Below are 13,422 nucleotides of genomic sequence, written 5' to 3' on the forward strand. Positions count from 1 at the left end.
ATGCTATGATTATTTATTCTGTTCCTCCACCCAATGCACGATAAAGATCTGTTGAAGCATCAAATTGTTCTTTTTGAATCGAAATGGCCTCTAGATCATTTTGAAGGGAGTTATTCTGTGCAGTGATAACTTCAAGATATGTTGCCATTCCACTTCTATACAGCAACATTGCATCACTAACAGCCTTTTGCAATGCCGTTTTTTTCTGTTCTATCAGTGTAATACGTTGGCTTGCGTACTCTCTTTTTGCTAAAGCATCAGATACCTCACTCACAGCAGTCATGACTGCCAGACGAAATTGTTCGGCAGATTTTTCCTGTTCGATTTTTGCTATTTCATAAGCTGTTTTTAACTTCTTATTTTGAAAAATAGGTTGGGTAATGTTACCAGCAATATTCTTTACTAATGAACCAGGTAAATCAAACCAATTTTCAAATTGGAATGAATTTGTTCCAATAGAAGGAGTTAATCTCAAAGAAGGATACATCTGAGCCTTTGCAAGACCAGTACCTGCGTTAGCAACTACCACAGCATATTCTGCAGCTCTAACATCAGGACGTCTACTGAGCATATCGGCAGGAACACCTATTGGAAAGCTTTTCACAAAGGGTGTCGTATCCATTGTGTTTGCTCGTGATATGCTATCTGGAAAAGACCCACAAAGAATACTCAGTACATTCTCTTGTAGTGCGATGTTTTGCTTAGCAAGGGGTACCAATAATTCAGCAGTTTTCTTCTGGGCTTCAGCTTGATCCACCGCCAGTGAATTGGTTTGCGCAGACTCGAACTGAAGTTTTATGATGTGCAAAGTCGTATCGCTCAAAGCAATGTTTCGCGAAGCAACTTTAAGTTGCTCATCCAAAGTAATCAAATTGTAATAAGCCTGTGCGACTTGACTTACAATACGTGTTCGCAATGCTGATAAATTTTCACGTTGCATGAAGAAGCTTGCTCTTGCAGATTCTTTTTGCAACGCAACTTCCCCCATATATCCGCTTCCCAAGAAATATTAAGAGAAGCAGAATAATCGTCCATGTGTTGATTTCCTGTAAACTGCTCACTCAAAGAACCGTTCAAAGAGCTTTTTGATAGGTAGTTTCGTGCAGCAGATATCGAAAGATCAGCTGTTGGAAGAAGTCCCAGTTTTGCCTGTTTATAGGAAAGATCCAGCTGACGGAGACTCATCATAGCGATCGATATATCCTTGTTCTTATCAAGTGCCTTATCGATCAAAGCCGTCAAATAAGTATCTTTAAAGAAAGTTTTATAGGGCAAACTAATGGTATCACCTGTCACCTCAACCGTATTCCTATAACTTTGTGGAGTCTCCAACTCTGGACGACTATATTTTTTGTTTACAGAACATGAGGACAACAAAGTTGCCACTCCAATACCGTAAATTATATTATTTATAGATAATGCCATTATTCAACACTTTGAATTTTTTGATTTTTATTTTTACCCGATACCTTTTCCTGAAGATATTGAAAGAGTATATAAAGGATCGGTATGACAAACACACCTAATATTACGCCTGAAAGCATCCCTATTGCGGCGCCCGTACTGATCGATCTATTACCCATTGCAGATCCGCCCGTAGCAAACATTAATGGAATCATACCAGCAATAAAAGCTAGAGATGTCATGATAATAGGACGTAATCTTGATTTTGCACCCTCAATGGCAGACTCTACAATAGAATAACCTGCAGCTCGCCGTTGTACGGCAAATTCAATAATTAAGATTGCATTTTTAGCTAATAATCCCACAAGCATAATCAATCCTACCTGTACATAAATATTATTATCCAATCCGATGGCTTTAATCGATGCAAATGCACCAATAATACCTGTTGGAATAGATAGCAATACTGCAAGTGGTAAAAGGTAACTCTCATACTGTGCCGCTAATAAAAAGTAAACGAATAGGAGACACAACGATAAGATAACTAACGTTTGATTTCCTGCTGACTTTTCCTCTAAACTTAAGCCAGTCCATTCGTAACCGTAGTCTGACGGCAACTTGCTTAATACATTTTTTTCCAGATTATCCATGATTTCTCCGTTACTGGCGCCGGGTAGAGGCACTACACTAATGGTCAGCGCATTGAATAAGTTGTATCTACTTAAGGATTCTGGACCATACGCCTTATGTAGTGTAACCAGTGATTTCACAGGAACCATTTGATTTTGGTCATTACGGACAAATATTTCATTAAACGAATTTTCGTCTGTTCTGAATATTCCATCAGCTTTTACGTTGACACGGTAGAATTTACCAAATCGTGTAAAGTTCATGGATTGATCACCTGCGAAATAGGTCTGGATTACGTTCATCATGTTACTGATTTCGACACCCATTTGTTGCGCTTTATCCTCATCAACTTCAAGTTCAAGTTGGGGGAAATCGGTACGGAATGTTGTATAAGCAAATTGTACCCCTGGTTGTTGCATAATTTGTCCGATAACCTCATCGGACATCTTTTTCAGTTTTTCTGGCGATTTTCCACTTTTATCCTGTAATACGATTTCGGCACCGCTTGTAACCCCATATCCGTCTATTGGAGGGCTTCTAAAGGCCATTATAGTTGCTTCTTTAACAGTTGCAAACTTTGCTGTTAGATTTCCTAAAATCACATCAATATCTTTCTCCGCACCACGATCTTTCTTATCTTTCAACTTGATAAAACCCATAGCATATGCTGGACTGGCACTATTTGATAGAATGTTGAAGCCTGTAATAATGGTACTATTCTGTACTGATTCTTCTTTTTCCAACATATCATCTATACGTGCAGCAGCGGCAGTTGTCCGATCTAAGGCGGTACCCGGAGGCATACTTAAACTGAAGATAATAAATGAATCATCTTCCATCGGAACAAAGCTTTTTGGTGTACTGATCATCATCCAGCCTGCTAGTGCAGTAATCACAATAACTAAACCTGCACCGATCCACTTTTTAACAATTAAGAACCGTAATCCTTTGATATATTTACCTGTTAAATTCTCAAATCCAGCATTAAATGCAGTAAAGAATCGTTTTCCAAATCCTTTCTTTTCGACTTCTCCATGATGACCCTCGGCATGATTATTTTTCAATAATAAGGCACAAAGGGCAGGAGTAAGGGTTAACGCATTAACCGCCGATATAATAATTGCAATCGCCAATGTATAGGCAAACTGCTTATAAAAAATACCTGCAGAACCTGTCATAAATCCGATCGGTATAAATACCGCAGACATAACTAAAGTAATCGATACAACTGCACCCGTGATCTCACCCATAGCACTATGAGTTGCCTCTTTTCCGGTCATGTTTGTGCCTTCCATTTTACTATGGACGGCTTCGACGACCACGATGGCATCATCGACGACGATACCGATTGCAAGTACAAGTGCAAAGAGTGTCAGTACGTTTATTGTGAAACCAAAAGCAAGCAGAAAGAAAAATGTTCCTATGATCGCTACCGGTACAGCAATTGCAGGTATAATAGTCGATCTAAAGTCCTGTAAAAACAAGAATACGACGATAAATACCAGAATAAATGCTTCAATCAAAGTAGATTTCACCTGGCCTGTTGCTTCGTCCAAACGCTCTTTTGTACTCATCAAACTGGTATAGTCTACGCCAGGAGGAAAGTTTTTGGAAGCACTCTTTAATACATCGCGTACACCGATTTCGATGTCATTTGCATTAGATCCTGTAGTTTGCAGAATTGCAACAGTAACTGAGTTTTTACCGCTCATAGTTGTATTTCCACTATAACTAAGAGAACCAAATTCTATACGAGCTACATCTTTTAAGCGTACCAAAAGCTCACCATCACGTTTAACAACGATATTTTCATATTCATGAGGTTGGCTTTTTTTACCTTTATAACGCATTACGTACTCCAGTGCAGCATTCGATTCTTCACCCAATTTACCGGGTGCCACCTCTAAACTTTGAGTGCCGATGGCTCTACTTACATCTGCAGGTTCTAAACCATAAGAAGCCATTTTCTGCGGATTGAGCCAAACACGCATTGAATAGTCCTTTAAACCAAAAACCTGTGCCTGACCTACACCGGGTACACGTTTAATCTGTGGTATGACATTGATGTTGACATAGTTTTGAAGAAACAACTCATCATATTTTTCATTATCATCCGTATACACGTTGAAGATCATGATCATACTGTTCTGTTGTTTTGAGGTCGTAAGCCCCATCCGGATTACTTCCTCTGGAAGTATCGGCGTTGCTTGCTGTACTCTGTTTTGCACGTTTACAGCGGCCTGATCAGGATTGACACCTTGTTTGAAGATAATGGAAATGGAAAAAGAACCATCATTACTTGCAGTAGACTTGATATACTGCATGTTTTCCACACCATTGATCTGCTCTTCCAGTGGTGTTACCACTGAGCGGATCACGGCCTCACTGTTCCCACCAGGATAACTCCCCGAAACCATTACGGTGGGTGGAGATATATCTGGAAATCTTGTTACAGGAAGTCTTAATAATCCTATAACACCCAATATTAATAGCACAACCGAAATAACGGTGGCCATTACTGGTCTATCTATAATCTTTTTTAACATGTTGATACTCGTCTAAAAATTAATTTTTTAATGAGTCTTGACTGATTACTTTAGGTTGAACTACAATTCCTTCTGTTAATTGGTCAATACTATTTACGGCTATTTTATCGCCCGCTTTTACGCCGGATTTGATGATATAATCTGCACCTGTTCTACCATTTATTTCAATAGGTTTCATTGCCACTTTATTGCTGTCAGCGAGGACATAAACAAAAAATTTGTCTTGAATATCTTTCACTGCTGCCATAGGTAGCTTGATTGCACTGTTCAGACTTTTAGTTAAAACCACTCGCGCTGCACCTCCTGAGCGTAAAATTTTATCTGGATTTGAAAATACCGCTTTTAGTGATATCGTTCCTGTGTTACGATCAATGTTACCACTTGCAATTTCAACCTGACCTTTTTGATTATATTTGTTACCGTCGGCCATGATAATCTCTACCGTGTTCATTCCGGCATCTGTTTTTCTATCATTCATAAAAGCAATAAATTTTGCTTCATTGAGGTTGAAGTAAACAAATACCTGATCGATTTCAGATAAACTTGTCAATGGATTGACATCAGAAGGTGTGACCAAATTTCCGACCCTACTCGGAATACGGCCTATATATCCACTTACTGGTGCTTTGATAATTGCGAAGGCAGCGTTTAACTGTGAAGAGCTCACTGCTGATTTGGCTTGTGCCACTTGAGCACTTGCTGCATCATATTGCGCTTGTGCAGTTTTTAGCTGTAGGTCTGAAACAACCTTTCCCTGAACTAGAGGTCTTATTTTTTCTAATTCAATCTGTGCATTTGCCTGTGCAGCTAGTGCCGATTGTAACGAAGCTTTACTGTTATTCACCTGCTCATTGAAGACATCACTTTTAATTTTAAAAAGTGATTGCCCCTTTTGTACATATTGTCCTTCCTTCACATATGTCACTTCTAGGTAACCGGAAACTTGTGCTCTAATATCGACATTGACTGTTCCCTCTATGGTACCAGGATAAGTTTCTACAATCGTAGTCGGAGACTCTTTTAGCTCAATGAAATCAGCAGGAACAGCTTGTTGTTCATACGATCCATCTTGTTTTTGTCCGCCACATGAAATAAATAATAAACCGAAAGCAAATACGGCTGTATATAGATTGAAATTGTTTGTTGCTTTGAATTCTTGCTTTACCATTTTTTATGATTAAAATTTCAAATACAAATAACAGAAGATTAGATGGTTTAAGAAAGAAATAATTGACTGAACTGGTGAAAATAGCTTCTGAACCGAAATAGTGATCTACTGAATCATCACGATGTAAATTGGTAAGTATAGCCGATTGTTTTTGTTTTAATACGATAAAATTAGAATTAAGTCTAGTAACAATTAGGATGTTAAATTTAAAATTATCGAGAGCAACAGCTATATTATTTTTATTTCATGTAACAGCAGTTTTGTAATTTATTGCTTTCTGTTGATGGAATTTTTTGTGATCAGAATGGTTTTTAATGTCAAAACAATCAATGTGTTGTGTTTTTTTACAATTATGTCATGTGATTTTTTATAGATAAACTCAACATAATAATTATTATTTCAAAATGTCAATGTTCATGCGATGGGAATGAATGTTTATATTTTATATCTTTGTTATGCTTTAGGGGTATTCTAAAAAAGAATTGAGAGAGTCCCTTTGAACCTGACACGGCTAATACCGACGTAGGGAAAAGCAATACAGTACACCTGTGCTGTTTTGTATGTGGTTTTTTCCTAAAGCATTCAATCTTTTATTAAATGAAATGAATATGGAGAAAACACTTTGGATGCATATCCAACAAGTAAGAGCACAATCGCCACTCGTACATAACATTACTAATTTTGTCGTCATGAATAATACTGCCAATGCCTTATTGGCTGTTGGAGCTTCACCTATTATGGCTCATGCTAAATCTGAAGTAGTCGAGATGGTCACGATCAGCGATTCACTTGTTATTAACATAGGAACATTAGATGAAGTGTGGTCAGAATCTATGTTATTGGCTGCAAATACTGCTTCTCAATTAGGGAAACCTTGGATTTTAGATCCTGTTGGAGCGGGGGCGACATCTTATCGCGATCATATTCTAAAAGAATTGCTTCGTGAAAAACCAACTGTCATAAGAGGTAATGCATCTGAAATTATTGCACTAAACAAATCTAATCTTATAAAGACGAAAGGAGTGGATAGTACTTCTCAAAGTGGTGAAGCAGTTAAAGCCGCATTAGATCTTCATCGACAATATGGTTCCGTTGTTTGTATTTCTGGCGAAACTGATATTGTGATTTCTGGGAGTCAGGAGATTCATCTAAAAAATGGACATCTTTTGATGACAAAGGTAACCGGGTTAGGATGTTCTGCAAGTGCGATTGTTGGAGCCTTTATAGCTGTAATAGCCAATAAAACAGAGGCAGTAACTGCTGCAATGGCTCTCATGGGAGTAGCTGGAGAACTAGCTGAAAAGGAAAGTGATGGACCGGGTAGTCTGCAGGTTAAACTTCTTGATAAGCTATATAACATCACTGAAACTGAATTTGGGAATACATTAAAATTTAGCATATAATGGATTTCGATACTTCTTTTCCTTATCAGTTATATCTTGTGATTTCAGAGCAGGATTGTCGTGGAATAAATTATCTTCATGTTGCGGAGCGCGCTATTATTGGTGGTGTAGATATTATACAGCTTCGAGAAAAAGAGCTAACGACCCGTCTTTACTTGGCAAAAGCCCACCAATTGAAAGAGATCACTGACAAATATGGGATTCCTTTAATCATCAATGATAATCTTGAAGTGGCCCAAGAATTGGGTGCGGCTGGTATTCATGTAGGTAACCATGATATTTCTCCTAGTCATATTAGAAAAGCTTGGTATAGCCCAAGACCTCTGGTCGGTTATTCTATTGAAAATCTTGAACAGTTGAAAAATGAGCAGATTCCATTATCCGATTACTTGGGTATCAGCCTGTATTCAATACTGAAACCAAAAAGGATACCATCACAGAATGGGGCTTAGAAGGTATTGTGAATATTCGACAACGAACAGACAAACCGCTGGTTGCTATTGGCAATATTCACATACAAAATGCTCGTCGTGTTATACAGGCTGGTGCCGATTGTTTAGCTGTAGTATCTGCTATATGTGGAAGTGAAGATCCGGAAAAAGCAGCTTATGAACTTAAAAATGAAATTTTGAAATGAAAAAATACCGTTATCCAAGTACGCTGACGATCGCAGGTTTCGATGGCAGTGGGGGAGCCGGAATCCAAGCCGATATCAAAACTTTTTCAGCATTAGGATGCTATGCTACTTCCGTATTGACAGCACTGCCTGTACAAAATACGATGGGTGTGCGCAAGATTTATCCCATAGCACTTGAAGCTGTAGCAGATCAGATTGAATCTATTATGGACGATGTCTTTCCTGATGCCATAAAGATAGGAATGGTGCATACACCACAATTGGTTATTACGATCGCACAGACGCTTCAGAAATATAAAAGTACCCCTTGTATTTGATCCTGTTATGGTTGCTACCAGTGGCCACAAACTTATTGAGGAAGAAACTATTGCGGCAATGATCGACCTACTATTTCCTTTAGCAGATTTGATTACACCTAATATGGATGAAGCAGGTATACTGGCCAAGGTGACAGTAGAAACATTAGAAGATATGTACGCTGCAGGGGAAAGAATTCTTGCATTAGGTTGTGAGCGTGTCTTGGTAAAGGGTGGGCATCTGGAACAAGATACGCTTCAATCTATATTATTTGATAAGAATAGCCAACCGGAAATATTTAAAAGTAAAAAAATTAAAACGAAGAATACCCATGGTTCCGGTTGTACACTATCATCTGCAATAGCCGCTTATCTGGCACAGGGGAATACAATATCTGAAGCCGTTTCTTTAGCACAAAATTATGTTTTTAATGCAATAGAGCAAGGGTCAGATGTACAATTAGGGATGGGCAACGGTCCTTTAAATCATTTTTTTAATCCTCAAAAACAAATTAAATATGAATTGGTCTGAACAGGTTTGGAATAGTATTTCAGATGAATATCAGTGTATATTAGACATGCCTTTTATAAAGGAACTTACGACAGGAAATTTGCCGAAAGAAAAATTTCAATTTTACATGGCTCAAGATTCGCTTTATCTTGAACATTTTGGTCGAGCATTAGCCCTTATTGGTGCTCGGGCACATGATGTTCAAGATGCGCTATCCTATATGCGTTTTGGAGAAAATGCAATTGTTGTCGAAAATGCCTTGCACGACTCTTATTTTAAAGATTTTGGTGTTACCGAGAAAGGTGATATTCAGCCTGTTTGCCATCATTATGTGCATTACCTAAAAAGTACAGCAGCGCTAGATCCTATAGAGGTTGGGATGGCTGCAACTTTACCTTGTTTTTGGATATATAAAGAAGTGGGAGAATATATTGCTAGACAAGAAAAAATAGTTGATAATCCTTACCAAAAATGGATTGATACATACGGAGGAGAAGATTTTGCTATTTCTGTACGGCAAGCAATTGCTATGTGCGATCAAGTAGCCGCAAATACGACTGATGCTATTCGTAGTAAGATGAGTGAAGCATTTGTTTTAGCATCTAGACTGGAGTATCAATTTTGGGAAGCCGCTTACGATCAAAAGGTCTGGAATTAACGTGTTGATAAAAATGAGCAAACGTTTGTTCTTGTTTAGCATTTGTATACATCTTAAAATTTAATTAGTTTGCTTCATATTGTGAAAATATATTTTGTGATTACTTATTAAATTTTCTTGTTTAAAAAGTAATCACATCCTTATGGTAAATCTGAATTGAAAAAATAAGTTATATAAATATGAGCTTTAAGAATAAAACTTTAGCGTCAGCACTTCTTGTCGGAATGCTATGGAGTGTACAAACGGCAAAGGCACAGACACCTGCCTTTGAAATGGTGAATTTTCAAGAAATGGCGGATCCAACGAAAGATGCATTGTCTGACTGGTCCACGGTTAAAAAGGGCTTACATAGCTCGTTCGTAACAATAGATAAGCGTTATCCTAAATCCCTGGTTCCTGATTTAGAGAAGAAGTCTAGCGATGCTATAGTCGGATGGCGTGGAGAAAGGGTTTCATCACAAGTGTTATTATGGACGAAAGAGCTGCGCCGGATGTCAAGGTGACTATATCAGATTTCAAAGGTACAAAGGGGGCTAAAATGTCTTCAAATGTTGCTTCAGCACGTTTCGTTCGCTATGTAATGACTGATGAATTTGCCGCTGGCTGTGGATATCGGAAGAAAGAGGATTTTGCTTCTTCATTATCACCAGATATGTTAGATGATCTAACAGCATTCGATCTTGAAGCTAGCAAAGCACGTCCTGTTTGGCTCACGGTGAAGATCCCGAGTGATGCTACCCCTGGAGAATATCAAGCAAAAGTGCGCATCGAGAGTAAAGGAAAGACTACTGACCAATTAACATTGAAAGTTACTGTTTTAGAAAATATATTGCCAAAGCCTAGTGAATGGGTCTTCCATTTGGATCAATGGCAACATCCGTCGGCTGTAGCACGTGTGCATGGATTAGAAATGTGGAGTGATGCCCATTTTGAAGCTATGAAACCTGTTATGAAAATGTTAGCTGATGCAGGACAGAAAGTGATCACTGCAACCATGAACAAAGATCCATGGAATGTGCAGACTTATGACCCGTATGCTGACATGATTGTTTGGAACAAAAATGCAGATGGTACTTGGGCTTACGATTATAAAGTATTTGACCGTTGGATTCAGTTTATGATGGACCTAGGCATTAAAAAAATGATCAATATTTATTCGATTGTCCCATGGAATAATGAAATACATTATCGCGATGTAGCAAAAAATGAAGTTGTCAATGTTGTTGCAAAACCAGGAACACCTGCATTTGAGGAATTATGGACCCCTTTCTTAAAAGACCTTGTAAAACATTTGGATTCAAAAGGTTGGTTGGGGATTACAAATATCGCCATGGACGAACGTACAAAAGAAGAAGTAGATGGTGCTTTGTCTCTTTTAAAAAAGGTGGCACCAACTTTAGGTGTTTCTTATGCGGATAATCAGAAAACCTATCAGCGCTATCCTGACAGTAAAGATATTAGTATTGCCGCAAATCATCCCTTTTCTCATGAAGATCTGCTCGATCGTAAAAAAGAGGTTTGATCACTACTTTTTATGTGTACTGTGGGAATAATTTTCCAAATCAATTTACGTTTTCAGATCCTGCAGAGTCTGCTTACATGGGATGGTATGCTGAAGCTGCTGATTTTGATGGATTATTGCATTGGGCATTCAACTCATGGGTAGAAAACCCGATTTTAGATTCCCGATTCCGTACCTGGCCAGCAGGTGATACCTATATTGTGTATCCAAATGGGCGAAGCTCGATCCGTTATGAAAGAACACTTGAAGGTGTTCAGGATTATGAAAAAGTGCAAATCGTCAAGAAAGCGCTTAAGGAGAAGGGATTGACTGAGGATTTGAAGCGTTTCGAAGCTGCGATCCAGAAGTTAAATAGTGCAGAAAGAACTAAAGTTTGGAATTCAAATCTAAACGAAGCTAAGGCCCTATTGAATGAGCTATCGATTAAGATAACAAACTAATTGTAAATTCATATTAGCACTTGTTTTTGCGACTGCTATAATCATTATTTGTAACCCTCTGGAATAAAAGTTTCGGAGGGTTTTTTTTATTTTTATAATTTGTAGAACTTGGAGATAGTATGATTATAAGAGAATAATGACTCTAATTATCATAGAGTTAGATTTATGGGATATTGCTTTCCAATAATAACTTGTAATTACAAAGTTGTGATGTAGTTCAGAACAGACATTCATGTATTCAAAGCTGTAGGTACTCTATTCACTTTGATCATTTTAATTAGGGATGTTAGTTTCAAAGGGAACATATAAGAAAAGAACCAATGAAGACTTCAATAAAAATAGGTTTAGTAACATTTTTAGTTATACTGTCATTTTGTACTATGGCTGACGGAAGACCTGTGAAAAGGAGCATAAACTTTTCAATGGCAAAGCTAGCTATCCATCATTACATTGATGTCATGACTGAGGGACAATCTCAATGGGTAGAGGAATTATTTTCTTCTGATTTTTGTCAACGCGTGCAAGGTTTAAAATATCCAAATCATAGCCGTTCAGAACTTATTAGTTTTTTGAAAAAGCAGAGTGGAGAGAAGATGAACTGTCAAACGACACTTCAAATTATTGATGAATGTGCACATTATATGATTGCTAAAGTTATCATGAAATTTGAGTCTTTTACGAAGACTGATCTGATTACCTTAATTAATGAAGATGGAAATTGGAAAGTTATAGCTTCTATTCATACTTATCAATAGAATTTTAGTTCAAATCAATTCTGGGGGTAGTTGATTGCTTCAATACATATCTAGCGAAACCCCCATTAAGTATCATATGTTTATAAAGTAAAAAGCCCCGTCGTGAGATGCGGCTTTTATTGTTATTTTCAACTATGCCATTTTCATGGCATATAGTTTTAGTAATTATGTTATTGAATTGATCTTATAGATAATGTAGAGTTATTTACTACAGTAAGCTAACTCGTACAAGTGAATTTTCAATCATTAATTTTTGTTAATAAGATCGAAGACAACTCTTATATGTCGCTATCAAAGCCTCAGCTACTAATTTAGGATCCTGTTGATGTATACCATGACTGTACCGTGGTAATAAGATTAATTTACTGTTACGGTTATTTTTTATCATTTCTGCATAGTGCTCTATACGAAGGTGATCGAGTGCTTTCCACCACTGGATTAAGTTGATACCCAATTGCAACTCTTCATTCATTTTAGTTTCGTATTGTTCTATATGCTTATTGTATGCAATCATTACGGTAACCGGAATATCAGGTAGTGGTGGTAAAGAAGTATAATTTTTGAAAAAATTGGGGGTACTTTCATCCAACTCTCTCTTCAATTCATGTCGGAAACCTGTCGATGTGGACGGGTCTTTAATGATATTTTGAAGGTTTATACTCAAAAGTTCCTGATATCCTGTTTTACTTCCTGTTTTAAACTTTACTTCATCATCCTCTTCTTTGGTCAGCATAAAATCAGTTGGATCTATGAAAAATAAACCAGCTATTTCTTCAGGGTGTTTTGAAGCAAACAAACGAATAAATGGCCCGCCTATTGAATGTCCAACTAGGAGGTAGGGTGGGCTTATTTTTAAAGTAGTCAGTAAGTCGTGAAGTCTTTTTACGACATCGGCATCGGTTTTTACTGCACTATCTAATTCAGATTCACCTATTCCGTTTCTATCGTAAACAATACCTGCAAAGCTACCTTGAATAAATGGGAATAAACTGCCATTACTTCCTCCAGAAGAACCGAGTCCACTCTCAAATACAACAATAGGTTCGTCGATTTTTCTATTTTCAAGTCCAAATGTACGATAAGCCATTTTTTTATTGTTAATGGCCACCAATTTTCGTTCCGATACCTGAGCTAAGACTGAGGATATTGCAAAAAAGGTAATGAGGAAAAGAGCGGCGATTAATTTCATAAGTGATTATTAAGGGTAAGATACTTATATGTTTTTTGTAACGGTTTAATTATAGCTGAATTTGAATGAAATATTTCATTTTGTCTAGCGGTGTTCGGTAAATACCATTGAATCAGCGGTAAATGTCCATATTAATCCTGTGGAAGGAGTAAATCATCGCTATTACTTTTAGACATGATGAAATGAAGGAGCATATATAAAAATTAATTCTCAGTGTTGGATTTGTTTGTGTTATTAAACTTTTAGATATTTGGTTATTACCA

8 protein-coding genes, 3 pseudogenes and 1 riboswitch are annotated in these 13,422 nt (G+C 37.4%); of the genes and pseudogenes, 6 read left to right on the forward strand and 5 right to left on the reverse strand.

The genetic code is table 11. The features are described from left to right. Positions 1–13: 13 nt before the first annotated feature. Genes L950_RS09105 through L950_RS09115 form a run of 4 tightly spaced genes read right to left on the reverse strand, consistent with a single transcriptional unit; the run spans position 14 to position 5,748 of the window. On the reverse strand, positions 14–988 hold the full coding sequence (locus tag L950_RS09105) for a TolC family protein (protein WP_231577012.1): 975 nt from the start codon (positions 986–988) through the stop codon (positions 14–16). Next, on the reverse strand, positions 898–1,425 hold the full coding sequence (locus L950_RS32550; RefSeq protein WP_231577013.1) for a TolC family protein: 528 nt from the start codon (positions 1,423–1,425) through the stop codon (positions 898–900). The genes L950_RS09105 and L950_RS32550 overlap by 91 nt, the downstream gene beginning before the upstream one ends. Beyond that, positions 1,425–4,580 carry an efflux RND transporter permease subunit gene (locus L950_RS09110; RefSeq protein ID WP_021188105.1) on the reverse strand — a complete coding sequence of 1,052 codons (3,156 nt, stop codon included), beginning with the start codon at positions 4,578–4,580 and terminating at the stop codon, positions 1,425–1,427. The genes L950_RS32550 and L950_RS09110 overlap by 1 nt, the downstream gene beginning before the upstream one ends. Positions 4,581–4,599: 19 nt before the next feature. Next, the gene (locus L950_RS09115; RefSeq protein ID WP_021188106.1) at positions 4,600–5,748 is read right to left on the reverse strand and encodes an efflux RND transporter periplasmic adaptor subunit; all 1,149 of its coding nucleotides are present in this window, start codon (positions 5,746–5,748) and stop codon (positions 4,600–4,602) included. A gap of 452 nt (positions 5,749–6,200) precedes the next feature. Next, positions 6,201–6,294, forward strand: a riboswitch (TPP riboswitch). 62 nt (positions 6,295–6,356) lie between these two features. Here L950_RS09115 and thiM point away from each other — a divergent pair. The 6 genes and pseudogenes from thiM to L950_RS26280 all read left to right on the forward strand — a co-directional run bounded on the left by thiM (position 6,357) and on the right by L950_RS26280 (position 11,970). Continuing rightward, a complete protein-coding gene (thiM, locus tag L950_RS09120) occupies positions 6,357–7,151 on the forward strand; it encodes a hydroxyethylthiazole kinase (RefSeq protein WP_197086323.1) in 795 nt (264 codons plus the stop codon). Then, a pseudogene (thiE, locus tag L950_RS09125) lies at positions 7,151–7,788 on the forward strand (thiamine phosphate synthase). Before thiM ends, thiE begins: the two are co-directional and overlap by 1 nt. After that, positions 7,785–8,616: pseudogene (gene thiD, locus L950_RS37210) on the forward strand (bifunctional hydroxymethylpyrimidine kinase/phosphomethylpyrimidine kinase). The pseudogenes thiE and thiD overlap by 4 nt, the downstream one beginning before the upstream one ends. Next, on the forward strand, positions 8,603–9,253 hold the full coding sequence (gene tenA / locus L950_RS09135) for a thiaminase II (protein ID WP_021188108.1): 651 nt from the start codon (positions 8,603–8,605) through the stop codon (positions 9,251–9,253). The pseudogene thiD and the gene tenA overlap by 14 nt, the downstream one beginning before the upstream one ends. 290 nt (positions 9,254–9,543) lie before the next feature. Then, positions 9,544–11,215: pseudogene (locus tag L950_RS37215) on the forward strand (glycoside hydrolase domain-containing protein). A gap of 422 nt (positions 11,216–11,637) precedes the next feature. Beyond that, a complete protein-coding gene (locus L950_RS26280) occupies positions 11,638–11,970 on the forward strand; it encodes a nuclear transport factor 2 family protein (protein ID WP_197086325.1) in 333 nt (110 codons plus the stop codon). Between the two features lie 256 nt (positions 11,971–12,226). Here L950_RS26280 and L950_RS09150 read toward each other — a convergent pair whose 3' ends face one another. Next, positions 12,227–13,159, reverse strand: coding sequence for an alpha/beta fold hydrolase (locus tag L950_RS09150; RefSeq protein WP_021188110.1), 933 nt, complete (start codon positions 13,157–13,159; stop codon positions 12,227–12,229). Between the last annotated feature and the right edge of the window lie 263 nt (positions 13,160–13,422).

This window comes from Sphingobacterium sp. IITKGP-BTPF85, from assembly GCF_001006065.1.
GTDB classification, from domain to species: Bacteria; Bacteroidota; Bacteroidia; order Sphingobacteriales; family Sphingobacteriaceae; genus Sphingobacterium; species Sphingobacterium anhuiense.

Bases quoted from the DNA above. Each gene is read 5' to 3' on its own strand.
- L950_RS09105 (WP_231577012.1), bottom strand. From the start codon at position 988: ATGGGGGAAGTTGCGTTGCAAAAAGAATCTGCAAGAGCAAGCTTCTTC.
- L950_RS32550 (WP_231577013.1), bottom strand. From the start codon at position 1,425: ATGGCATTATCTATAAATAATATAATTTACGGTATTGGAGTGGCAACT.
- L950_RS09110 (WP_021188105.1), bottom strand. From the start codon at position 4,580: ATGTTAAAAAAGATTATAGATAGACCAGTAATGGCCACCGTTATTTCG.
- L950_RS09115 (WP_021188106.1), bottom strand. From the start codon at position 5,748: ATGGTAAAGCAAGAATTCAAAGCAACAAACAATTTCAATCTATATACA.
- thiM (WP_197086323.1), top strand. From the start codon at position 6,357: ATGGAGAAAACACTTTGGATGCATATCCAACAAGTAAGAGCACAATCG.
- tenA (WP_021188108.1), top strand. From the start codon at position 8,603: ATGAATTGGTCTGAACAGGTTTGGAATAGTATTTCAGATGAATATCAG.
- L950_RS26280 (WP_197086325.1), top strand. From the start codon at position 11,638: ATGGCAAAGCTAGCTATCCATCATTACATTGATGTCATGACTGAGGGA.
- L950_RS09150 (WP_021188110.1), bottom strand. From the start codon at position 13,159: ATGAAATTAATCGCCGCTCTTTTCCTCATTACCTTTTTTGCAATATCC.